Source organism: Streptomyces sp. NPDC002867 (assembly GCF_053591895.1).
Map to the genome: position 1 here is coordinate 1 of NZ_JBSFUR010000004.1, position 22070 is coordinate 22070.

Sequence of the window (22070 nt, forward strand, 5' to 3'; positions counted from 1 at the left end):
GGCTTTTTTGCCGCCCGCGCGCTCCCCGCCGGGGGGGTGTGGGGGGTGTGGCCCGTGGCGGGGCGGGGGGGGGGGGGGGGCGCGCGGGGGCGGGGGGGGGGGGGCCCCCCCCCCCCACGGCCGGAGTACGGACGTGCTCAGATGCCGTACGGCAGGTAGCTCGGGGTCACGTCGGAGACGACGCCCTGGACACCGGCGACGGCGTTGCCCGCGAGAGGCACGGCGTCGGCCTGGACGTCGCCCGTGACGGCCTGCGCGAACGGCTGCGCCTCGGAGACCACACCGCCCGCGAACGGCTGCGCCTCGGAGACGACACCGCCCGCGAACGGGCCGACCTCGGCGGTCACGCCGTACGCCAGGCCGGTGGCGCTGCCGCCCACTCCCTGGGCGAGCGGCTCCACGTGCTCGACGACGGCGTCGACCAGCGGCTGCACCTCGGAGAGCACACCGCCGGCGAACGGGCCGACCTCGCCGGTCACCCCGTACGCGAACGGCTGCACCTCCTCGGCGACGCCGTACGCGAACGGCTGCACCTGCTCGGTGACCCCGTAGGCGAACGGGGCCACGTCGGAGACGACACCCTGGGCGAGGACGCCCGCGTCGGCGACGGCCTGGTGCGCGACCGGCTGGACACCGGTCACGGCGGTGGCGACGATCGGCGGCAGGACGGCCTCGGACGTCTCGTCCACGATCGGGCCGGACGCGGCGACCAGGCCCTCGGCCCGGGCCTGCGCGTCGGAGGGGGTCTCCTCCAGGTGCGCCGCGAAGGCGGAGAGCGGGCCGAAGAGGTAGTCGATGTCCGCGTCGACCTGCGGGGCCTGGACCTGGGGAACCTGGACCTGGGGAACATGGACCTCGGGGACCTGGACCTGCGGGGTCTCGACGGACGGGGTCTCGTACGCGGGGAGCTCGCCGTCGACGTAGTGGCGGGCCTGGTCCTGCACCCCGGACGTCACGTCCGGGACGCCGACCGGCGGCAGCCCGGTCTCCAGCTCGGCGCCGACGAGGCCGATCCCGGCGGATCGGACCTCGGCCGAGGCGCCGTCGGTGCCCGCGTCGGCCGTGACGCCGACGGCGTCGGTGACGTCGTCCACCAGGTCCGGCGTGGAGAGCGGCACGGAGACCGGCAGTTCGTCGGCGCTCGCGGCGGCGGTGCCGAGGGCCCACATGCCGGTGGCCGTGGCGGCTACGGCGATGGAGCGGCGGATGTTCTTGTTCATTGTCGGGTGATCCTTCGAATTCGTTCGGCGGTCCGGAAGCGGTGGAACGGTTCCGGAGTGGAGGGCAGACCTGCCCACCCCCGCGCGGCAGGTCAGGAGGCGGGGGAAGGCCTGCCCTAGCCGGGGAATTCGAGAATGTCGCGCGGCCTGTCGCGGGTCGGCGGCTCTGCCGCCGGACAGACCTGGCCGGACACGAGCGCGTCCCGCGCTCCGTCCGCGCACGCCGCCCCGTGCTGGTCGCCCGGGCGCGGCATGTGGTTCTCGCCGCTGTGCTGCACGGTCCCGGGCACGAAGCCGCAGGGGCGGACCGGCTCCGGGCCCTGATCGGGCGCCGACACGAGGACGGGCGTCACGGCCGGTGCGCCGGGCGCGTCCGGCGACCACCCCGGCCACGTACCGCCGGCGTATCCGGCGGCAGGGCCGGAACGGGCGTCGGCGGCGGGCTGTCCGGCCGCACCGGCGTCGCCGGTCACGGCCGATGCCGTGGCCGTGAGACCGCTGCCCCGGACCATGGAGGGCTCGATACCCGGCACGGGCCACGCGGCCTCGGGACCGCCGGGGATCGCGGGCAGTTCACCCGGGGCCGGGAGCGGCAGCGCCCGGGACAGCACCTCGGTGAGGTCGTGCACGGTCCCGACGACGGGCCGCACCGCCTCACGGACGCCGTCCGCCGCGCCCTCGGCGGCACGCCGGAGTTCGCGGATCGCCGCATGCTCGTCCTGACCCGGCGACAAGGAGCCGGCCGGGTCGTCCGGCCCGTTCACGTCGCCCAGGCCGACCGCCTCTTCCGCGTCGGCACGGCCCGCAACGCCGGAGCGGACGTCCGCACCCGCTGCCGCCTCGGCACGGACCTCGGCGTGTGCCTCGACGGCGTGCGCCTGACCGCCGCAGAGCAGACCGAGCGTCAGGAGCCCCGCGAGGAGCAGCAGAACGCGCAGCGCACGCGAACCGGCCACCGCCCGGCGCAGCGCGCACAGGACGGCAGCGGGAGAAAGCGCTGCGGCGGTCACGGAGGAAGAGCCCTTTTCGGTCGGGAGCGGCACGATGCTCGCACGAGCCTCCGGGGGCGGCGCAAGTCCTGTGTTACTGATGAGTCACCATGTCTGCCGATGCGGCCGATACACCGTCATGTCCCGTATGACCGACCCCGTCGGCCTTCCACCGCACCCCTTCACGGTCCCGACTGGGCACCCGCCCCACCTGTCCCCCGACCGGTTCGAGCGGGGCATGTGCGCCTCGCGCCGGCGCGCCTGCCTGGTGCCCGGCCCGCATGTCACATCGGACGCCGGGGACTTCGGCCGGCGGACTCAGTCCGCCGCCGGCACCGGAAGCGGGCGCTTCTCTATCGCCGCCGCCATGACGTCCGGGAACAGGTCCGGCGTGCACGCGAAGGCCGGTGCGCCGAGGGCCGCGAGCGCCGCCGCGTGCTCGCGGTCGTAGGCCGGCGCGCCCTCGTCGGAGAGCGCGAGCAGCGCGACGAACTGCACGCCCGACGCCTTCATGGCCGCGACACGCTTGAGCATCTCGTCCCGTATGCCGCCCTCGTAGAGGTCGCTGATGAGCACGACCACGGTGTCCGCGGGGCGGGTGATCTGCGACTGGCAGTACGCGAGCGCCCTGTTGATGTCCGTCCCGCCGCCGAGCTGCGTGCCGAACAGCACGTCCACCGGGTCGTCGAGCTGGTCGGTCAGGTCCACCACCGCCGTGTCGAAGACGACGAGCCGCGTCGCGATGGAGCGCATCGAGGCCAGCACCGCGCCGAACACCGAGGCGTACACGACGGACGCGGCCATCGACCCCGACTGGTCGATGCAGAGGACGACCTCCTTCTTCACGGACTGCGACGCCCGCCCGTAACCGATGAGGCGCTCGGGGACGACGGTGTTGAACTCCGGCAGGTAGTTCTTCAGGTTCGCCCGGATCGTGCGGTCCCAGTCGATGTCGCGGTGGCGCGGCCGGCTGATCCTGGCGGAACGGTCCAGCGCTCCCGTCAGCGTGGAGCGCGTACGGGTGGCGAGCTTCTTCTCCAGCTGTTCGACGACCTTGCGCACGACCGCCCTCGCGGTCTCCTTCGTCGTCTCGGGCATCGCCTTGTTGAGGGAGAGCAGCGTGCCGACGAGGTGGACGTCCGCCTCCACCGCCTCCAGCATCTCCGGCTCCAGCAGCAGCGTCGACAGACCGAGGCGGTCGATCGCGTCCCGCTGCATGACCTGGACGACGGAACTGGGGAAGTACGTACGGATGTCGCCGAGCCAGCGGGCCACGGACGGCGCGGACGCGCCGAGTCCGGCGGAACGGCTCCCGGAGCGGGAACCGGTCCCGGTGCGGGTGCCGTAGAGCGAGGTGAGCGCGCCGTCCATCGCGGCGTCCGTGCCGGTCAGGGCGCAGCCGGTGCCGTCCGCCTCCTCGCCGCCCAGCACCAGCCGCCACCGGCGCAGCCGCTCGTCGTGACCGGCAGCGGTCTGTGTCGTCGCCGGTGTCATCGGGCCACCCCCGCAAGGTCGTTGTCGTCGATGCCGAGAAGCAGGCGCAGTACGGGCAGGACCGCGTCGGCGCGCGCGTCGTCGAGTCCTGGTCCGAAGCCCGGGACCGCGGTCTCCGCGTGGGCCGGGCCCGCGGCCGCGGCCGGCCCGCGGCGCACGAGCTCGCCGAGTGTCCGTCGCACGCCGGGCTCGTACGCCGAGAACGTGCGCCGCAGCAGAGGCAGCACGTCCGTGAACGCGTCCGCGGGCACGCCCGTCAGCCAGGCGTCCACCAGACCGAGCAGCCGTTCGTCGTGGACGAGCAGCAGCCCTCCTCCGGATGCCCCGCCGACGAACCCCTCGATCCACGCGGCCGCTTCGGCCGGCTGCGTGGCCGGGGAGAGGGCGAGGGCCATGAGCCGGGCGGCCTCGTCCTCCGCGAGCCGTCCGTCGTCCAGCAGCAGCCGCGCCGCGCGCCCGCGTATGACGCCGGGAACCGATTCGCGGACGGCGAGCTTGCGCAGCACCGCGTGCCAGCGCCCGGCCATCTCGGCGGAGTCGGGCAGCAGTCCGATCGCGGTGTGCACGCCGTCGAGATGGCCGCGCATCTCCGCGGCGGCGTCGGCGTCGAGACCGCCGCAGGCGGGCGGCAGCCCGACGCAGATCCGCTCGGCGAGACCGGCAGCGACCTCGGCGAGCGCGGCCGTGTCCGTGGCCCGCACGTCCCCGTACCGCAGGGAGCGGGCGAGGGCGGGCAGCGCCTGGGCGAGGTGGCTCACGTCCGCGTCGAGGGCGGCCCGGTCGGCCAGCGCGGTCATCACCACGGGGAGCGCGTCGGGCAGTTCGGCGAGGAGGCACTGCTCGGCCAGTGCCGTGACGTCCCCGAGTGCCGTGGCCGCGAGGGCCTGCGACTCGGCCTTCGCCGTGGCGGCCGAGAGCACGGTGGTGCCCCATACACCCGCCTCGGCGACCCTGACGAACAGCTCGGGCTCCCAGCGCAGCCGCCAAGTCTCGCGGAACGTGCCGGTGCTCCCGCGCCCGGCCGCCGGCTCGCCCCAGTGGACACCGAGGAGGCGCAGCCGGTGCAGCAGCCGGCTCTTGCTGCCGTCGCTGTCCTTGCGCAGGTCGAGCTCCAGCTCACGCTCCAGCGCCTCCGGCTTGAGGCGGAGGCTGCGCTGCTGCCTGGCCAGGTCGCGCTGCAGCGGAACGGCCGGGGCGTCGTCCGGCACTTCGCCGAGCACGTCGCCGACGACGAGCCGGTCCCTGACGAGGTCGAGCGGCACGTCGGAACCGTCGCACATCACGGCCCGTACGGCGTCGGTGGTCTCGCTGAGCCCGGCGAGCGGGCGGCCGCGCACGACGGCGAGGGTCTCGGCGAGGCGCACCGCCTCGATGACGTGCGCGGACGACACCATGTGGTCCTCGTCCCGCAGCAGGCCGGCGACCTTGGTCATCCAGCGCTCGACGGGCCGGTCCGGCGCGGCGAACAGATGGCCGTACCAGCCGGGCGAGTCGATGCCGGCGCCGTAGCCGGAGTGCCGCGCGAGGCGGCGGTGCGTCCAGGGCACCCAGGTCAACTCGGTCCTGGCCTTGGGCAGTCCCTTGAGGAGGGCGCGGTCGGCCGCGACGGTCGTCTTCTGTGCGAGCGCCGGGACGTGCCAGGCGCCGCAGACGACGGCGATTCCGTCCCCGAACTCCTTGCGGGCGGCGCGCAACTGGACGCGCATGTAGGCCTCGCGGACCAGGTCCCGGTCGTGCCCGCCGTGCCCGTACGTCTCCCGGAGGGCGGCCATGGCCTCGCCGAGCGCGACGAACGGCCCGTAGGCATCGCTCCCTCCGACGCCGCCCGTACCACGGCCGCGGTGCTCGACGACGTCCTCCCACCAGCGCTCGGGGTCGTCGTACCCGGCGGCCTCGGCGAGCACCCCGATGGGGTCGATCCGCACGTCCCCCGGCTCGGCCGCACCGGCGGGCTCCGCCCCGGTGGGGCCGGGACCGGTGGAGTCGGGACCGGTGGAGTCGGGACCGGTGGAGTCGGGACCGGTGGGGGCGGCGGGCTCGGCGCGGGCGGCGGAGTCGCTGGGGCCGACGGACCCGGTCGGGTCGGCCGAGCCGGCCTCCGCCGGGTCTTGTGGCGCGGTGTCCGCCGGGGCCGTGGGGCGGGCGGGAGCGTGGTCCGGCTCCATCGCCAGCGAGTGCGCGGCCGGCAGGTCGATGAAGCGGACGGGCACGTCGTGCGCCAGGGCCCAGCGGATCGCCACCCACTCGGGGCTGAACTCCGCCAGCGGCCAGAACGCCGCCCGGCCCGGGTCGTCGACCGCGTGGGCGAGCAGCGCGACCGGCGGGCGCATCTGCTCGTCCGCGGCCAGGGGCAGCAGCGCGTCGCCCTCGGGCGGGCCCTCGATCAGGACGGCCCGCGGCGACGCCGCGTCCAGCGCGGCCCGCACCGCCCGGGCCGAGCCCGGCCCGTGGTGGCGGACGCCGAGCAGGAGCGGGCCGGTCATGCGCTCACCTCGCGGCAGGCGCGGTAGAAGTCCTTCCAGCCGTCCCGCTCGCGCACCACGGTCTCCAGATATTCCTGCCAGATCACCCGGTCCGCCGCCGGATCGCGCACGACCGCGCCGAGGATGCCGGCCGCGACGTCCTGCGGGCGCAGCACGCCGTCGCCGAAGTGTGCGGCGAGGGCGAGGCCGCCCGTGACCACGGAGATCGCCTCGGCCGTGGAGAGCGTGCCCGAGGGGGACTTGACCTTGGTGCGGCCGTCCGTGGAGACGCCGTCCCGCAGCTCGCGGAAGACGGTGACCACGCGGCGGATCTCGTCCAGGCCCTCCGGCACCGCGGGCAGGTCGAGCGAACGCCCTATCTGGTCGACACGGCGGGCGACGATGTCGACCTCCGCGTCCGGTGTCGCGGGCAGCGGCAGCACGACCGTGTTGAACCGCCTGCGCAGCGCGCTGGAGAGGTCGTTGACCCCGCGGTCGCGGTCGTTGGCCGTGGCGATCAGGTTGAACCCGCGCACCGCCTGGACCTCCTGGCCCAGCTCCGGCACCGGCAAGGTCTTCTCGGACAGGATCGTGATCAGGGTGTCCTGCACGTCCGTCGGGATACGGGTGAGCTCCTCGACCCGCGCGGTCATGCCTTCCGACATGGCGCGCACGACGGGGCTGGGCACGAGGGCGTCGCGGCTGGGCCCGTGGGCGAGCAGCTGCGCGTAGTTCCACCCGTACCGGATGGCTTCCTCCGGCGTGCCGGCCGTGCCCTGCACGAGCAGCGTGGAGTCGCCGCTGACGGCCGCGGCGAGGTGCTCGGACACCCACGTCTTCGCCGTGCCCGGCACGCCGAGAAGGAGCAGGGCGCGGTCGGTGGCGAGCGTGGTGACGGCGACCTCCACGATCCTGCGCGGTCCCACGTACTTGGGTGTGATGACGGTGCCGTCGGAGAGCGTGCCGCCGAGGAGGTAGGTGGCGACGGCCCAGGGCGACAGCCGCCAGTTCACCGGCCGCTGCCGGTCGTCGTGTGCGGCGAGCGCCTTCAGCTCGTCGGCGAAGGCGTCCTCCGCATGCGGCCGCAGGGCCTCGGCTCCGCTGGTGGTCCCGGTTTCGGACACGGTCATGGATCCCCCTCCAGATCGTTCGACCCGTTGTGTGATCCACCGTGCACCATGCCACTGACAATCGGCCGTCGTCGCAGGTCGGAGCCGTTTGTCAGTGGTGGCCCATAGCGTCGTGGACATGAATCAGCACGGGGTGCGCTGGACGTCGGAACAGGTGCTGTCGCTGGCTCCTGACGATGCGTCACGCAAAGCGGGGAACAAGCTGTCCGCGGCCGGGCCCTGGTCGGGCGCCGGCTGCGACGGGTCGGGCGCGGTGTGGGGCCTGTGCAAGGGCAGCGGCAGCCGGCCGTACCAGACGGTGGTGGACACCACGGGCCCGGCCTACAAGTGCAGTTGCCCGAGCCGGAAGTTTCCGTGCAAGCACGCGATCGGGCTGCTGCTGCTGTGGTCCGCGGACGAGCAGAGCGTGGCGGACGGCGCGGTTCCCGACTGGGCCGGGGAATGGCTGTCCGGGCGCAGGAAGCGCGCAGCGGACCAGGAGGCGGGGGACGCGGGCGCGCCGGCGAAGAGCGCCGACCCGGAGGCGGCGCGGCGGCGCGCCGAGCGCCGGGCCGGTCGGATCACCGCGGGGGCCACGGAGCTGGAGCAGCGGCTGGCCGACCTGCTGCGCGGCGGACTCGCGTCCGCCGAGCAGTCCGGCTACGGCCTGTGGGAGGAGACAGCGGCCCGCATGGTCGACGCGCAGGCACCGGGACTCGCCGCGCGCGTCCGCGAGTTGGGTGCGATCCCGGGCTCCGGGCCCGGCTGGCCGGTGCGGCTGCTGGAGGAGTGCGCCCTGATCCACCTGCTGGACTCCGCGTGGCTGGGACGCGAGCGGCTGCCGGAGCCGCTGGCGGCCACCGTGCGCACACGGATCGGGCTCCCGTCCGCCGCCGAGGGCGACCGGATCCGGGACCACTGGCTGATCCTCGCGCAGTACGACTCGTCCGACGGCAAGCTCACCACCCGCCGGATCTGGCTGTACGGACGCGAGTCGGGCCGGACGGCCCTGCTGCTCTCGTTCGGGGCGGCGGGCCGCTCGCCCCAACTGGCGCTTCCCGTGGGCCTGATGGTCGAGGCCGAGCTCGCGCTGCACGGCGGGGCTGCCCAGCTGCGGGCCGAGGTGGGCGAGCTGTTCACCGCGCCCGTCCCCATCGGCACGCCGCCGCCGGGCGGTTCCTGCGCTTCGGCCGTCGAGGCGTACGGGCGCGCGCTGCGGGACGACCCGTGGCTGGAGTCCTGGCCGGTCACGCTCTCCGGCGTCGTGCCGCTGCCGACAGGCGACGGCTGGCAGCTGGCCGACGCGGGCGGCGCCGACGGCCCGGAGGGGACGACGGACGGCGGCCCGGCCGACGGGGGCGCGCTGCCCGTGGCGGCCTCCGCCCTGTCCCGGCCGGGCCTGTGGAAGCTCGTCTCGCTCGCGGGCGGGCGGCCGGTCACCGTCTTCGGCGAGTTCGGCCACGCGGGCTTCGTGCCACTGACCGCCTGGTCCGACGACCAGTCCGAGACCGTCCCGCTCATCTGAAGGAGGCCCCATGACCGGCACCACCAGTACGTCACCGTGGGAAGAGCTCGTCACGTCGGCCCTCCTCGGCACCGACCGGCGCACACCACCGGCCGGCCTCGTGCCCGCGGGCAAGGAGGCACCCGTCGCCCTGCTCGACGCCGCCGCCCTGCACACCGTGCGGCGCAGGGCGGGGCTGCGGCCCGCTCCCGTCCCGACCGCCGGCGAGCGGCCCCCGGCGGCGCCGCACGACCCCCGGCCCGCCCTGCCGGACGCCGCCCGACGGCGGCTCGCCCAGCTGCTCGCCGACCGTGGCTCGTCGGGGTCCGGCGGCCGCCGGGGCGCCGCGCCGGACCTGACCGAGCTGCTTCCGCAGTGGCTGGCCGCCGCCAACGAGCACGGCTACCAGGCCCCGCCGTCCCTCCTGCCCGCCCTTCTCGACGCGGCCCGGGGACGTACGGACCTGCGGCCGCAGGCTCTGGCGTTCGCCGGGCCGCGCGGGCTGTGGCTCGCCCGGCTCAACGCGGAATGGAAGTTCGCCCTGCGCGGCGGATCCGGGGGCTCGGCTCTGCCCTCGCCCGACGACACCGACGCCGTGCGGCAACTGTGGGAGGAGGGCCTGTTCGCCGAGCGCGTCGCCCTGCTCTCGTCGGTGCGGGCGCGCGACCCGCAGGCGGCGCTCACCCTGCTCGGGGCGAGCTGGCCGACCGAACGGGCCGAGGACCGCCTCATGTTCCTCGACTCGCTGCGGACGGGACTCTCCGGCGCGGACGAGCCGTTCCTGGAGCAGGCGCTCTCGGACCGCAGCCGCAACGTCCGCGCCACCGCCGCCGAGCTGCTCTCGGCGCTGCCGCGGTCCGCGCTCGCCGCGCGGATGGCGGCGCGGGCCGCGTCGTGCGTCGCACTGGACCGGAGCGGTGACGCGGGCGCGCTGATCACGGTCGAGGCGCCGCACGAATGCGACGCCGGCATGCAGCGCGACGGAGTCGTCGCGAACGCGCCGTCCGGCCGCGGCGAACGCTCCTGGTGGCTCGGCCAGCTGGTCGAGTCGGCCCCGCTGTCCACCTGGCCGGCCCGGCTCGGCGGCCGTACGCCGCAGGAGATCGTCACGCTGCCGGTGTCGGACGACTGGGCCGACGAGCTGCACGCTGCCTGGTGCCGGGCTGCGGTCCGCCAGGGCGACGCCGAGTGGTCCCGCGCCCTGCTCGGCGCCCCCGGTACGCCGCCGTCGAGCGGTCCCGGCACCACGTCGCTGGCCGAGCGCTCGAAGCTGCTCGCGACACTGCCTTCGGAGGAACGGGCCGGCTGGGTCGCGGAGTTCATAGCCGCGCACGGGCTGTCGGAGGCGTTCCAGCTGCTGGGCGTCTGTGCGGTGCCGTGGGCGGAGCCGCTGGGCCGCGCAGTGGTCGACGCACTCGACATCGCGCGCGACGCGGGGAGTTATCCCTGGAGCTTCAGCGGCGTGATGGGCCTCGCGGAGCGCTGCCTGTCCCCGGCGGAGGCGTCCCGCCTGGAGGTCCTGACGGCGACACCGGCGGAGCAGGAGGACGCGTCACCGGGAGCGGGCGGGTACTGGTCGGAGGCGTTCCAGCGCCTGGTGTCGACGCTGCGCCTGCGCGCCACGATGCACGCCGAACTGGAGCGCTGAGGGGCCGGGGCCTCGCGCCCGGGGCCCCGGGAGCGCAGCCGGGGCCACGCCCGAGAGCACAGGGCGCGTCAGGCACACGGGCCGGGCCACGCCCGAGAGGCCGCGCCCGACAGACCGGGCCCCAGAAAGCCGGCCGCCCAGGGCACGCCGCGCTCACCGGGCCGGCGCGCCCCGGGAGCGCAGCCCGGTAGGCCGCCCTCCCCCATAGCCCTTCGGGCATGGGAGGTACCCCTCGGGCTACGCCGCCGCGCGGACGTTCGTGTTCACCCACTCCACGATGGACGCCGTCGTCGCGCCCGGCGTGAAGATCTCCGCCACGCCCTTGTCCTTCAGCGGCGCGATGTCCGCCTCCGGAATGATGCCGCCGCCGAAGACCTTGATGTCCTCCGCGTCGCGCTCCTTCAGGAGCTCGATGACCTTCACGAAGAGCGTGTTGTGCGCGCCCGAGAGGATCGAGAGGCCGATGGCGTCCGCGTCCTCCTGGATCGCCGTGTCCACGATCTGCTCGGGGGTCTGGTGCAGCCCCGTGTAGATGACCTCCATACCGGCGTCACGCAGCGCCCGCGCGATCACCTTCGCACCGCGATCGTGTCCGTCGAGACCCGGCTTGGCGACCACCACGCGGATCGGACCCGTCACACCCATCACTGCCTCCACATACCGACTGCGCCGCCTCGGGCACGGGTCCCCGCGCCCGGCGAGCGGAGCGCGGAGAGTGAACGAACGTTATCTGCAGATGTCCAGCATCCCGCAAGCCGCCGTTTCGCGGTGGACGGCGAGGGGGAAATCACACGTGGGACATTGTTCGCTGAGCGTCGTACCGGCACCAGGCACCGCGCAGGCCGCGCGGCCCCGGCGGGCACGACCGCACCAGGGGAGCCGCCGCAGATCCACACAGGTCGCCGCGCCGCCGTGCCGACAGCCGCACGGCACGGTGGCGCGGCGACCGCTTCCGCAGCGCGCGCCCCACGAGGGCGCACCCGGGCCGCACGGGGGCGCCGGTCGGGAGGTCGCTGTGAAGGCCATGCCTCTGCCCTGTTGCCGCGTCGTCACCGAGTTCACCGCGCAGTGGCTGAACGGACTGCGCCACCTCCTCCCCGCCGCGCTCCTGCGCGCCACCGCCCTGGAGCTCGCGATCCTCGCGGGACACCTCGTCCTCTACCCGACCGGGATCACCCCCGAGCGCCCGCCCCGCAGGCGCTCCGCTCCCGGCACGGCACAGCTGCCCGTGGCCCGGGCCGACGTCGTGCCCACCGTCCTGCTCCACGGGTTCGTGGACAACCGGTCGGTCTTCGTCCTGCTGAGGCGCGCGCTCGCCCGGCAGGGCCCGCACCATGTCGAGTGCCTCAACTACTCCCCTCTCACCTGCGACATCCGCACCGCCGCCGAGCTGCTCGGCCGCCATGTGGAGGAGATCTGCGCGCGGACCGGGCAGCGCGAGGTCGACATCGTCGGGCACAGTCTCGGCGGCCTCATCGCCCGTTACTACGTGCAGCGTCTCGGCGGCGACCACCGTGTCCGTACGCTCGTCACGCTCGGCACCCCGCATGCGGGGACCGCGTTCGCGCCGCTCGCCGGCGCGCACCCGATCGTGCGGCAGATGCGCCCCGGCTCATCGGTCATCGAGGAGCTGCGCATGCCGGCACCCGGCTGCCGTACGCGCTTCGTCAGCTTCTGGAGCGACCTCGACCGGATCATGGTCCCGGTCGAGACGGCCTGCATCGACCATCCCGACCTTCTCGCCCAGAACGTGCGAGTGAGCGGAATCGGCCATCTCGCCCTGCCGGTTCACCCCGCCGTCGCCGCCGGGATCCGAGAAGCGCTCGCATCGGGTGCGGCCGCGGCCGGTCCTTCCGGAACGGCATCGGTCGCCTGAGCCCAGCCAGCCGGACGAGACGATGCCGGGCGGTACTCGCAAGCGACTTTTTCTCGAACGTTTCTCGAACGTAGGGCCAAAGCTGTGCCCGCAGTCCGCCGAAAGACGGCTGATTGCCCCTTTCCTGATTGCGGAGATGCCGCCGAAGATTGTCGCCATCGCGGACCGCCGGGTACAGTCGCGCCACTGCTTCCCCCTGGGACCCCTGCAATCCGGCGGTCCCGGATGCAGGTCCTGCTGCCGAGGCGAGAGAGAAGTTGGTGAACGACCAGCACGCCCACGCCGGGTACACCGGTTATGCCACCGGCAGCTTCGACTCCGATCCGCTCTTCGGCGCCATGCCGGGCAGTTACGAGTCCGGGCACAGCGGCCAGTACGACGCGTCCCAGTGGGACACGGGGGCGCAGGAGACGACCGGCTACGACGCGTACGCGTCCGCACAGCAGGCCCAACAGCCGCAGTACGACCAGCAGTACGCGCAGTACGACACCACGGGCCAGTGGGACGCGAGCGCCTGGAACCAGGCCGGCCAGACGGGCCAGTACGAGACCGCCGCCGCGACGTTCGCGTACGACGCGACCGGCCAGTGGTCCTCCTCGTCCTTCGAGACGGGCGCCTACGACGCGACCGCCTGGAACTCCGGCGCGGCGACCACGCCGGAAGGTCTCGTACCGCAACAGTTCACGCCGGAGCACGAGTTCGCCCCGGCGGCCGAGTACGACACCGGCTACGCCGACTACCAGACCACCGATCTGCCCGGCGCGGAACATTCCGGTCAGGACTTCCAGAGGTCGGACTTCCAGAACGCCGAGTACGCACCGGAATTCCAGGACTTCCAGACGCCGGACATTCCCGCCCAGGACGTCCTTGACCAGGACTTCACGGGCGCCGCGCACCCCGAGGGCCCGGACACCGGCGACGCCGTGGCGGAGGAGGGCTACGCGACCGGGTACGAAGCCGGTCACGGCCACGACGCCGATTACGGCGACGACTCGGAGAACAGTGGCGAGTCCCCGCACGACGCGCTGACGCAGACCATGACCTCCGTCCCGGCCGCTCCCGTCGCCCCCCGTCCGGTCCGCCGCTCCGGCGGCAGCCGCGGCCGGCGCCGTACGCCCGCCAAGCGCTCCGCGCTCCTCACCGTCGCCGTGCCCTCCGCCTGCGTGATGGGCGTCGCCGGTATCGCCGCGGCCTCCGTCGGCAACCTCGGCGGCGAGCAGAAGGACGACGCGCCCAATCTGGCGGCCGCCGACCCGACCTCGGTCAAGCACGTCGCCGCCAACAGCAAGATGGACACGCAGCTCGCCGCGCTCAGCGAGGACGCCCGCGACTTCGGGGACCGCGCCTCCCGCACCCAGGAGCGCCTCGACCTCAAGGCCCGCCAGGAGGCGGAGCGGAAGAAACGCGAGGCGGAGGCGGCACGGCGCGAGGCGCTGCGACCCAAGTTCGTGCTTCCCGTCAGGCGGGACGGACTCAGCGCCTATTACGGCCAGTCCGGCGTCAACTGGATGTCCCTGCACACCGGAATCGACTTCCCCGTCCAGTACGGCACCGAGGTGCTGGCCGCCACGGACGGCACCGTGCGCACCCAGTGGAACAGCGCCTACGGCAACATGGCGATCGTGACGGCGGCCGACGGCACGGAGACGTGGTACTGCCACCTCAGCACCACCAAGATCCGCAGCGGTTCGGTCAAGGCGGGCGACGTCATCGCCTACTCGGGCAACTCGGGCAACTCCACCGGCCCGCACCTGCACTTCGAGGTGCGCCCCGGCGGCGGTTCGGCCATCGACCCGCTGCCGTGGCTGCGCGGCCACGGCCTCGACCCGACGTAAGCGGCGGGCAGGCCACAGCGAGCATGAACGAGGCGGGGGCCGCGGCCCCCGCCTCGTTCCGGCTGTCAGAGCTTCTCGACGGGCGCGTACCGCAGCAGCAGCCGCTTCGGCTTCTCGTCCCCGAAGTCGATCGTCGCCTGCGCGTCCGAACCCGACCCCGAGACCGCGACCACGGTCCCCAGACCGAACTGGTCGTGCGTGACCCGGTCGCCCACGCGCAGCGCGATCACCGGCTTGTCGTTGGTGCGCCGCGTGGCGAAACCGGACGCGCCGCCGCGTGCACGCGACGACGACAGCGACGACGTGATGCCCGACGTCGGTCCGGCCGGCGCGGCCATGGGGCCGGTGCGCTTCCACTCCACATGCGCGCCAGGGATCTCCTCCAGGAAGCGCGACGGCGGGTTGTACGAGGGCTGGCCCCAGGCGCTGCGCATCGAGGAGCGCGTCAGGTACAGGCGCTCGCGGGCGCGGGTGATGCCGACGTACGCCAGGCGCCGCTCCTCCTCCAGCTCCTTGGTCTGGCCCAGCGCCCGCATGTGCGGGAAGACGCCGTCCTCCATGCCGGTCAGGAAGACCACGGGGAACTCGAGGCCCTTGGCGGTGTGCAGGGTCATCAGCGTGATGACACCCGTACCCTCCTCGTCCTCGTCGGGGATCTGGTCGGAGTCGGCGACGAGCGCGACCTGCTCCAGGAACTCGGCGAGCGTGCCCGCACCCTCTTCCTCACCGCGGTCCTGCTCGAACTCCAGCGCCACGGCGGCCAGTTCCTGAAGGTTCTCGATGCGCGTCTCGTCCTGCGGGTCGGTGGACGCCTGCAGTTCGGCGAGATACCCCGTGCGCTCCAGGACGGCTTCGAGCACGGTGGCCGGTCCGGCGCCGGACTCGGCGATGGTGCGCAGCTCCTCCATCAGCACGTTGAACCGCTTGACGGCGTTCGCGGAGCGGGCCGCCATGCCGTACGCCTCGTCGACGCGGCGGAGCGCCTGCGGGAAGGTGATCTTCTCCCGGAGCGCGAGGGCGTCGATCATCGCCTCGGCGCGCTCGCCGATGCCGCGCTTGGGCACGTTGAGGATGCGGCGCAGCGGGACGTTGTCCTCGGGGTTGGCGAGGACGCGCAGGTAGGCGAGGACGTCCCTGACCTCCTTGCGCTCGTAGAAGCGCACACCGCCGACGACCTTGTAGGGCAGGCCGACGCGGATGAAGATCTCCTCGAAGACACGGGACTGGGCGTTCGTCCGGTAGAAGACGGCGACGTCGCCGGCCTTCGCCTCGCCCGCGTCGGTGAGCCGGTCGATCTCGTCGGCGACGAACTGGGCCTCGTCGTGCTCGGTGTCCGCGACATAGCCGGTGATCCGGGCGCCCGCGCCCGCGTTCGTCCACAGGTTCTTCGGGCGGCGGGACTCGTTGCGCTCGATGACCGCGTTGGCGGCGGACAGGATCGTCTGGGTGGAGCGGTAGTTCTGCTCCAGGAGGATCGTCGTCGCGTCCGGGTAGTCCTCCTCGAACTGGAGGATGTTGCGGATGGTCGCGCCGCGGAACGCGTAGATCGACTGGTCGGCGTCACCGACGACGCACAGTTCGGCGGGCTCCAGGTCCTCGTACCCCTCGCCCACCAGCTCGCGCACGAGCGTGTACTGGGCGTGGTTGGTGTCCTGGTACTCGTCGACGAGGACGTGCCGGAAGCGGCGCCGGTAGTGCTCGGCGACGTCGGGGAACGCCTGGAGCAGGTGGACGGTGGTCATGATGATGTCGTCGAAGTCCAGCGCGTTGGCCTCGCGCAGCCGGGCCTGGTACATCCGGTAGGCCTCGGCGAGCGTCTTCTCGAAGCCGTCCTGCGCCTGGTCGGCGAAGGTCTCCTCGTCGATCAGCTCGTTCTTCAGATTGGAGATCTTGGCGCTGAAGGACTTCGGCGGGAACTTCTTCGGGTCCAGCTCCAGGTCGCGGCAGACCAGCGACATCAGGCGCTTGGAGTCGGCGGCGTCGTAGATCGAGAACGACGAGGTGAAGCCCAGCTTCTTCGACTCGCGGCGCAGGATGCGGACGCAGGCGCTGTGGAAGGTCATGACCCACATGGCATGGGCACGCGGGCCGACCAGGTGCTCGACGCGCTCCTTCATCTCGCCGGCGGCCTTGTTGGTGAAGGTGATCGCCAGTATCTGGCCGGGGTGCACGTGCCGGGTGGCCAGAAGGTGGGCGATGCGGTGGGTGAGCACGCGCGTCTTGCCGGAACCGGCCCCTGCGACGATGAGCAGCGGGGAGCCGGTGTGGACGACGGCGGCGCGCTGCTGCTCGTTCAGCCCCTCGAGCAGGGCGGCCGCGTCGACGGCAGGCCGGGGCGCGCCGTCGCGGTAGTACCCGTCGCGGGCCGGCGGCACGTCGTAGGCGCCCTGGAAGAGGTCGTCCGGGATCGGTTCCGGAGCCGACTCCTCGGGGGGCGGAGGGGGCTCCTCGCCGTGGGGCTGGAGGTCCGCCAGGAAGCTGTCGTCAAAGAGGCTGCTCATCGCTTATCGAGTCTAGGCGGCCGGACCGACAACCGGGCCCGCATGCCCATACGGGGTAGGTCACATTCCGTGACCGTCCCTGCCCGGCGCGCCACGCCGGTGCCGGATATGCGGCCGGCACCGAAAAAGGTCACGAAAATGTATCGGACATATCGAACATCAACCTTCACAGCCCGCACACGAGTTGGCTAGCGTGCTCGACCAGACGGCCCGCACCCCTCCCGGCGAACCGCGCCGAACGGGTCGACTCCGCCGAATTCGGGCTGCCCGGGAGGCAGTTCGGAACCGGGGACCCGAACTATGCACAACCGGGGTGAATCGGACCGCCTGTCCACGGTCCGTAGGGCATCTTCCGTTCTGCCCGAACCCGACAGCTAACCCGGTAGGCGGTCCACGGAAGAAGGAGATGCCGGCCTTGGCGTCGCATCGCAGGATCCGCAGCCGCAGCACGAAGCCCTCCCACGCCGTCGGGTTCACGACGGCCGCCCTCGCCGGCGCCGCCCTCCTGTCGACACAGAGCGCCACCGCCGCGCCCAGCGACCCCAAGCCCTCCGTCGAAGAGGTGCAGAAGAAGGTCGACGACCTCTACCGGCAGGCGGGCAGCGCCACCCAGGAGTACAACAAGGCGAAGGAGGCCACCGCCGAGAAGCGCCGCGAGGTCGACACCCTGTTCGAGGAGGCGGCCACGCGCGCGGAGAAGCTCAACGAGTCGCGTCGCGCCCTCGGCGCCTATGCCGCGGCGCAGTACCGCACCGGCGCGGTCACCCCGACCGCGGCGCTGCTGTTCGCGGACAGCCCCCAGGCGTACTTCGACCAGACGCAGCTGATGGACCGGATGACCGACCAGCAGCGGACCGCCGTCAGCGACTACGAGACCCAGCGCGCGGCCGCGGCGAAGCAGCGGGCGGAGGCGACGAAGCGGCTGGAGTCGCTGACCGACTCCCAGCAGGCCCTGCGCACCAGCAAGGAGAAGGTCCAGACGAAGCTGGCCGAGGCGCGCACTCTGCTGTCCGAGCTGACCGCCGAGGAGAAGGCCCGGCTGGCGGCGATCGAGCGCGAGAAGGAGGCGGAGGCCCGGCGCAGGGCGGAGGCGAAGGCGAAGGCCGAGGCGGAGGCCAGAGCCCGCGCCGAGGCCGAGGCGGAGCGGCAGCGCCAGGAGGGCGACCAGCCGCCCCCGGAGACGGGCACCGGGACCGGCGACGACTCGTACGCGACCAGGGCCGACGAGGTCCTCGCCTTCGCCCGCGCCCAGATCGGCAAGCCGTACGTGTGGGGGGCGACGGGCCCGTCCTCGTACGACTGCTCGGGGCTCACCCAGGCGGCCTGGAAGGCGGCGGGCGTCGATCTGCCGCGCACCACCTGGGACCAGGTGGAGGTGGGGCAGCGCGTGGCGACGGCGGACCTGCTCCCCGGCGATCTCGTCTTCTTCTACGACGACATCAGCCACGTCGGCATCTACATCGGCGACGGCAAGATGATCCACGCGCCGAAGCCGGGCGAGAACGTCCGCGAGGAGTCCATCTACTACATGCCGATCTACGGCAGCGTCCGCCCGGTCTGACCCGGTCGCTCACCCCGCGTGCCCGGACGGTCCCGCCGTCCGGGCACGCGTGTGCCGGGGGTCGGTCAGGTCCAGAGCGTCGCGATGAAGACGTTCGCGACCGTCAGACCGCCGACGGCGCCGAAGAGTGCCTTGTCGACCCGTTCCTCGTCCCGCTTGACGTAGACCAGGCCGAGGATCACCACCAGCACCGCCAGCTTGATGGCGATCTTCAGGTTGTTCACCGTCTGGTCGTCGGCCTGGTTGAGGCCCACCAGCGCGACGCCGGTGATCAGCATCGTCAGCGCACCGTGCAGCATCGCCGGGTTGAAGCGGGCCGTGCCCGCGCCCATCGCCTTCATCTGAGTCAGGAAGCCGCCCAGCAGGGAGGCGATGCCGATGATGTGCAGCGCGACGAAGACATTGATGAGTACGTCCATGGGGCGGAGCCTAATCGGCGCCATACCACCGTCCGGCGGCCGGGGGAGCCCGATCGCGGCGTTCGGTCGGCCCTGCGCCGCAATGCGGCCGGGCACCGGCGCCCGGCGCACAGAAAGCGGACATCGCCGTCCAGGTTCGGGCACTTCCCGTCGTCACCCCTCCGCCCCGGGACCGCCCGGTTTAGCGTCAGCGCCCAGGTGGCCGGCTCCCCACCGCCGTCGTGCAGCCGGACGGCTCGGCCGCCCCCGCCGAAAGATCCGGCGGCGTACCGCTCCCCTGTGCGGTACGCCGCCGGACCGCAGGTACGCAGGAAGGACGTGTACGCCCCGTGGCAGCGCACCGGAAGCCGAGGCAGCATCCGCTCACCGGGCCGGCCGCCCGCACCGCAGCCACCCTCGCGCTCGCAGGCGCGGCGACCACGACCGCGCTCGACGGCTCGGCGCACGCCGAGCCCCGTCTCACTCCCGCCCAGCTCAAGGCCCGCGTCGACCGGCTGTACCAGGAGGCCGGGGAGGCGACCGAGAAGTACAACGGAGCCAAGGAGCGGACGGCGCAGGCCCGCGGAGCGCTCGACGAGCTTCGCGACGAGGCCGCCCGCCGCACGGAGCGGCTCAACGCCTCCCGCAACGCACTCGGTTCCGTCGCCACCGCGCAGTACCGTTCCGGCGGCATCGATCCCGGCCTGCAGCTCGCGCTGACCTCGGACCCCGACGAGTACCTGGCGCGCGCCTCGCTCGCCGAGCGGGTCGGCGAGCGGCACGCGGCCGCCGTGGCCGGTGTGCACCGCCGGCTCGTGGACCTCGGCCGGCTCAGGGCCCAGGCTGGCGAGCGGACGGCCGAACTGGAGCGGCACCGCCGCGAACTGGCACGACACAAAGCCGTCGTGAAGGACAAACTGGCCGCCGCCGAACGACTGCTGGCCCGGCTGACCGCCGAGCAGCGCACCGCGTACGACGCCGGACCGGCCGACCCTGCCCGCGCCGGCCGCTCCACCACACCCCGCGGCGGGCTCAAGGCGCCGAACGGCCGGGCCGCACAGGCCGTCGCCTACGCCTACGGCACACTCGGCAAGCCGTACGTGTGGGGGGCGACCGGGCCCTCCGCGTACGACTGTTCCGGGCTCACCCAGGCCGCCTGGCGCTCGGCCGGAGTCTCGCTGCCCCGCACCACGTACACCCAGATCAACGCCGGGCAGCGCGTCTCCCGCGCCCAACTCGCCCCCGGGGACCTGGTGTTCTTCTACTCCGGCATCTCGCACGTCGGCCTGTACATCGGCGGCGGCCAGATGATCCACGCGCCGCGGCCCGGTGCGCCCGTTCGCGTCGCACCGATCGACCAGATGCCCTTCGCCGGGGCGACGCGGGTCTCGTAGCGTCCGGCGGACCGGAGCCGTCCGGGATGGCCGCGCGCGTCGCGCCCGGCGTCAGACCAGGCGCCGGGCCGTCGCCCACCGCGTGAGTTCGTGGCGGTTGGACAGCTGCAACTTCCGCAGCACCGCCGACACATGCGACTCGACCGTCTTCACCGAGATGAACAGCTGCTTGGCGATCTCCTTGTACGCGTACCCGCGCGCGATCAGCCGCAGCACCTCGCGCTCCCGCTGGGTGAGCCGGTCCAGGTCCTCGTCGACCGGCGGCGCGTCGGTCGAGGCGAACGCGTCCAGCACGAAGCCGGCGAGCCGCGGCGAGAACACCGCGTCACCGTCCTGCACCCGGAAGATCGAGTCGACCAGGTCCGCGCCGGTGATCGTCTTGGTGACATAGCCCCGGGCCCCGCCGCGGATCACGCCGATGACGTCCTCTGCGGCGTCCGACACCGACAGCGCCAGGAAGCGCACCGGGTGCTCCGCCGATGCCATCAGCGGCGCACAGCGGCGCAGCACCTCCACGCCTCCGCCACCGGGCAGGTGCACGTCCAGCAGGACGACCTCCGGCCGGGTCGCCATGATCACGGTGACCGCCTGGTCGACGTCGGCGGCCTCACCGACGACCTCGACCCCGGTGCGCTCGGTCTCCCCGATCTCGGCCTGCACACCGGCGCGGAACATCCGGTGGTCGTCGACGAGCACGACCCGCACGCGCCGCTCGGCGCTCTCTTCCGCAGACTCGGTCATCCGTCAGCCCTCTCCATCTCGAGCTCCACCTCGGTGCCCCCGCCGGGCACCGTGCGCAGCCGTGCCGTGCCGCCGTTGCGCTGCATCCGGCCGATGATCGATTCTCTTACGCCCATTCTGTCGCCGGGAACGGCATCCAGGTCGAACCCCGGCCCCCGGTCCCGCACGGAGACGAAGACGGCGCGCCCCTCGACCTCCGCGTAGACCTGGACCGCCCCTCCCGCGCCACCGTACTTGGCGGCGTTGACCATCGCCTCGCGCGCGGCCTGCATCTGTGCGGCCAGCTTCTCGTCGAGCGGGCAGTCCCCGACGACCACGACCTCCAGGGGCACGCCGTGCTTGTCCTCGACCTCGGCGGCGGTCCTCTTGACCGCCTCGGCGAGGGTGTCGGGCTCCTCGTCCTCGTCCTTGCCGGTGCCCTCAGGGCGGTAGAGCCAGTTCCGCAGCTCGCGCTCCTGGGCGCGGGCGAGCCTGCGCACCTCGCCGGGGTCGTCCGCGTTCCGCTGGATCAGGGTGAGGGTGTGCAGGACGGAGTCGTGGACGTGGGCGGCGACCTCGGCCCGCTCCTGGGCGCGGATGCGCATGGTCCGCTCCTCGGAGAGGTCCTGGGTCATCCGCACCAGCCAGGGCCCCGCGAGCAGGGCGACCCCGGCGATGACGGCGATGGCGGCCGTCAGCACGTTGCCCAGCTGGGCCGCCGAGCCGCGCACCACCATGAACACGGTCAGGCCCATGCCCACGAGCGCCACCCCGGCGAGGGCGCGCGCCAGTTGCACCAGGCGGCGGCGCCGGCTGTCCGTGGCGAGAGTGGCCCAGCGGGCCCTGCGCGCGTTGTCCGCCTGCCGCCACACCAGCACCACACCGGCGCCGATGAGCAGCGTCGGCCACACGTAGCGGTTGGCGGTGCCGTTGGTGTCGACATTGCCGACGAAGACCGCCGCGCCGACGAGCAGTGCGACCAGGGCGAACAGCTGCCCCTTGTCGGGCTTGCGCAGCCGGCGCCGGCCGTCGGGCGTGGTCTCGAAGACGGAGCGCGGCTCGGCTGCCCGGCCGCCGACGCCGAGCGGGACGACAATCCAGAAGACCGCGTACAGCAGGGCGCCGAGGCCGTCGGCCATGAACAGGGCGAGAAAGAGGAGGCGCACCCAGACGACCGGCAGGCCGAGGTGTCCGGCGAGGCCGCGCGCCACACCGCCGAGCATGCGTCCGTCGGCGCTGCGGTACAGCTTGCGGACGGCAGGCTCTTCGGTCTCGGTCGGACGGGCGGTGACGGACATGACCTGATCGTCACACGGCCCGGCCGGGCCGGTCATCAGGGCCGTCCCTTAATCCGACCCT

Annotated in this window: 16 protein-coding genes and 1 riboswitch; of the genes, 6 read left to right on the plus strand and 10 right to left on the minus strand. The window is 73.3% G+C overall.

Annotated elements, in window-relative coordinates; translation table 11 throughout:
• Positions 1–137 precede the first annotated feature (137 nt).
• The 5 genes from ACWD0A_RS04600 to ACWD0A_RS04620 all read right to left on the minus strand — a co-directional run bounded on the left by ACWD0A_RS04600 (position 138) and on the right by ACWD0A_RS04620 (position 7295).
• The gene (locus ACWD0A_RS04600; protein WP_451294600.1) at positions 138–1220 is read right to left on the minus strand and encodes a hypothetical protein; all 1083 of its coding nucleotides are present in this window, start codon (positions 1218–1220) and stop codon (positions 138–140) included.
• 116 nt (positions 1221–1336) lie between these two features.
• The gene (locus tag ACWD0A_RS04605; protein ID WP_451294602.1) at positions 1337–2230 is read right to left on the minus strand and encodes a hypothetical protein; all 894 of its coding nucleotides are present in this window, start codon (positions 2228–2230) and stop codon (positions 1337–1339) included.
• Between the two features lie 297 nt (positions 2231–2527).
• Positions 2528–3703, minus strand: coding sequence for a VWA domain-containing protein (locus ACWD0A_RS04610; protein WP_451294604.1), 1176 nt, complete (start codon positions 3701–3703; stop codon positions 2528–2530).
• The gene (locus ACWD0A_RS04615; RefSeq protein WP_451294606.1) at positions 3700–6186 is read right to left on the minus strand and encodes a DUF5682 family protein; all 2487 of its coding nucleotides are present in this window, start codon (positions 6184–6186) and stop codon (positions 3700–3702) included. Before ACWD0A_RS04615 ends, ACWD0A_RS04610 begins: the two co-directional genes overlap by 4 nt.
• A complete protein-coding gene (locus ACWD0A_RS04620; RefSeq protein ID WP_451294608.1) occupies positions 6183–7295 on the minus strand; it encodes an ATP-binding protein in 1113 nt (370 codons plus the stop codon). The genes ACWD0A_RS04615 and ACWD0A_RS04620 overlap by 4 nt, the downstream gene beginning before the upstream one ends.
• A 118-nt stretch (positions 7296–7413) precedes the next feature.
• On the opposite strand from ACWD0A_RS04620, the gene ACWD0A_RS04625 reads away from it, so the two are divergent.
• Together ACWD0A_RS04625 and ACWD0A_RS04630 are read left to right on the plus strand one after the other, a co-directional pair.
• On the plus strand, positions 7414–8799 hold the full coding sequence (locus tag ACWD0A_RS04625) for an SWIM zinc finger family protein (protein ID WP_451294610.1): 1386 nt from the start codon (positions 7414–7416) through the stop codon (positions 8797–8799).
• 10 nt (positions 8800–8809) lie between these two features.
• Positions 8810–10426 (plus strand): DUF5691 domain-containing protein, encoded by a 1617-nt coding sequence (locus tag ACWD0A_RS04630; protein ID WP_451294612.1) that lies wholly within the window; start codon positions 8810–8812, stop codon positions 10424–10426.
• Between the two features lie 237 nt (positions 10427–10663).
• Here ACWD0A_RS04630 and ACWD0A_RS04635 read toward each other — a convergent pair whose 3' ends face one another.
• Positions 10664–11071, minus strand: coding sequence for a cobalamin B12-binding domain-containing protein (locus tag ACWD0A_RS04635; protein ID WP_177148688.1), 408 nt, complete (start codon positions 11069–11071; stop codon positions 10664–10666).
• Between the two features lie 379 nt (positions 11072–11450).
• Here ACWD0A_RS04635 and ACWD0A_RS04640 point away from each other — a divergent pair, with 379 nt between their 5' ends.
• Positions 11451–12302, plus strand: a complete 852-nt coding sequence (locus tag ACWD0A_RS04640; RefSeq protein ID WP_451295053.1) for an esterase/lipase family protein — start codon at positions 11451–11453, stop codon at positions 12300–12302.
• 260 nt (positions 12303–12562) lie between these two features.
• Positions 12563–14137, plus strand: a complete 1575-nt coding sequence (locus ACWD0A_RS04645) for a M23 family metallopeptidase (protein ID WP_451294614.1) — start codon at positions 12563–12565, stop codon at positions 14135–14137.
• 65 nt (positions 14138–14202) lie between these two features.
• Here ACWD0A_RS04645 and pcrA read toward each other — a convergent pair whose 3' ends face one another.
• Complete coding sequence (gene pcrA, locus ACWD0A_RS04650) at positions 14203–16638, minus strand: DNA helicase PcrA (RefSeq protein WP_451294616.1); 2436 nt, start codon at positions 16636–16638, stop codon at positions 14203–14205.
• A 240-nt stretch (positions 16639–16878) separates the two neighbouring features.
• Positions 16879–17042, plus strand: a riboswitch (cyclic di-AMP (ydaO/yuaA leader).
• A 2-nt stretch (positions 17043–17044) separates the two neighbouring features.
• Here pcrA and ACWD0A_RS04655 point away from each other — a divergent pair.
• Positions 17045–18199 (plus strand): NlpC/P60 family protein, encoded by a 1155-nt coding sequence (locus ACWD0A_RS04655; protein ID WP_451294618.1) that lies wholly within the window; start codon positions 17045–17047, stop codon positions 18197–18199.
• Between the two features lie 65 nt (positions 18200–18264).
• On the opposite strand, the gene ACWD0A_RS04660 is transcribed toward ACWD0A_RS04655, so the two are convergent.
• The gene (locus tag ACWD0A_RS04660; RefSeq protein ID WP_451294620.1) at positions 18265–18618 is read right to left on the minus strand and encodes a hypothetical protein; all 354 of its coding nucleotides are present in this window, start codon (positions 18616–18618) and stop codon (positions 18265–18267) included.
• 329 nt (positions 18619–18947) lie between these two features.
• Here ACWD0A_RS04660 and ACWD0A_RS04665 point away from each other — a divergent pair, with 329 nt between their 5' ends.
• The gene (locus ACWD0A_RS04665; RefSeq protein WP_451294622.1) at positions 18948–19991 is read left to right on the plus strand and encodes an NlpC/P60 family protein; all 1044 of its coding nucleotides are present in this window, start codon (positions 18948–18950) and stop codon (positions 19989–19991) included.
• A 51-nt stretch (positions 19992–20042) separates the two neighbouring features.
• Here ACWD0A_RS04665 and ACWD0A_RS04670 read toward each other — a convergent pair whose 3' ends face one another.
• A complete protein-coding gene (locus ACWD0A_RS04670; RefSeq protein ID WP_451294624.1) occupies positions 20043–20732 on the minus strand; it encodes a LuxR C-terminal-related transcriptional regulator in 690 nt (229 codons plus the stop codon).
• On the minus strand, positions 20729–22009 hold the full coding sequence (locus ACWD0A_RS04675) for a PspC domain-containing protein (RefSeq protein ID WP_451294626.1): 1281 nt from the start codon (positions 22007–22009) through the stop codon (positions 20729–20731). The genes ACWD0A_RS04670 and ACWD0A_RS04675 overlap by 4 nt, the downstream gene beginning before the upstream one ends.
• Positions 22010–22070: the final 61 nt, after the last annotated feature.

What these genes read in the sequence shown, in the direction of transcription:
- ACWD0A_RS04660 (WP_451294620.1), bottom strand. Translation starts at nt 18,618, where the DNA reads ATGGACGTACTCATCAATGTCTTCGTCGCGCTGCACATCATCGGCATC.
- ACWD0A_RS04670 (WP_451294624.1), bottom strand. Translation starts at nt 20,732, where the DNA reads ATGACCGAGTCTGCGGAAGAGAGCGCCGAGCGGCGCGTGCGGGTCGTG.
- ACWD0A_RS04610 (WP_451294604.1), bottom strand. Translation starts at nt 3,703, where the DNA reads ATGACACCGGCGACGACACAGACCGCTGCCGGTCACGACGAGCGGCTG.
- ACWD0A_RS04655 (WP_451294618.1), top strand. Translation starts at nt 17,045, where the DNA reads ATGCCGGCCTTGGCGTCGCATCGCAGGATCCGCAGCCGCAGCACGAAG.
- ACWD0A_RS04640 (WP_451295053.1), top strand. Translation starts at nt 11,451, where the DNA reads ATGCCTCTGCCCTGTTGCCGCGTCGTCACCGAGTTCACCGCGCAGTGG.
- ACWD0A_RS04635 (WP_177148688.1), bottom strand. Translation starts at nt 11,071, where the DNA reads ATGGGTGTGACGGGTCCGATCCGCGTGGTGGTCGCCAAGCCGGGTCTC.
- ACWD0A_RS04675 (WP_451294626.1), bottom strand. Translation starts at nt 22,009, where the DNA reads ATGTCCGTCACCGCCCGTCCGACCGAGACCGAAGAGCCTGCCGTCCGC.
- ACWD0A_RS04615 (WP_451294606.1), bottom strand. Translation starts at nt 6,186, where the DNA reads ATGACCGGCCCGCTCCTGCTCGGCGTCCGCCACCACGGGCCGGGCTCG.
- ACWD0A_RS04620 (WP_451294608.1), bottom strand. Translation starts at nt 7,295, where the DNA reads ATGACCGTGTCCGAAACCGGGACCACCAGCGGAGCCGAGGCCCTGCGG.
- ACWD0A_RS04600 (WP_451294600.1), bottom strand. Translation starts at nt 1,220, where the DNA reads ATGAACAAGAACATCCGCCGCTCCATCGCCGTAGCCGCCACGGCCACC.
- ACWD0A_RS04625 (WP_451294610.1), top strand. Translation starts at nt 7,414, where the DNA reads ATGAATCAGCACGGGGTGCGCTGGACGTCGGAACAGGTGCTGTCGCTG.
- pcrA (WP_451294616.1), bottom strand. Translation starts at nt 16,638, where the DNA reads ATGAGCAGCCTCTTTGACGACAGCTTCCTGGCGGACCTCCAGCCCCAC.
- ACWD0A_RS04630 (WP_451294612.1), top strand. Translation starts at nt 8,810, where the DNA reads ATGACCGGCACCACCAGTACGTCACCGTGGGAAGAGCTCGTCACGTCG.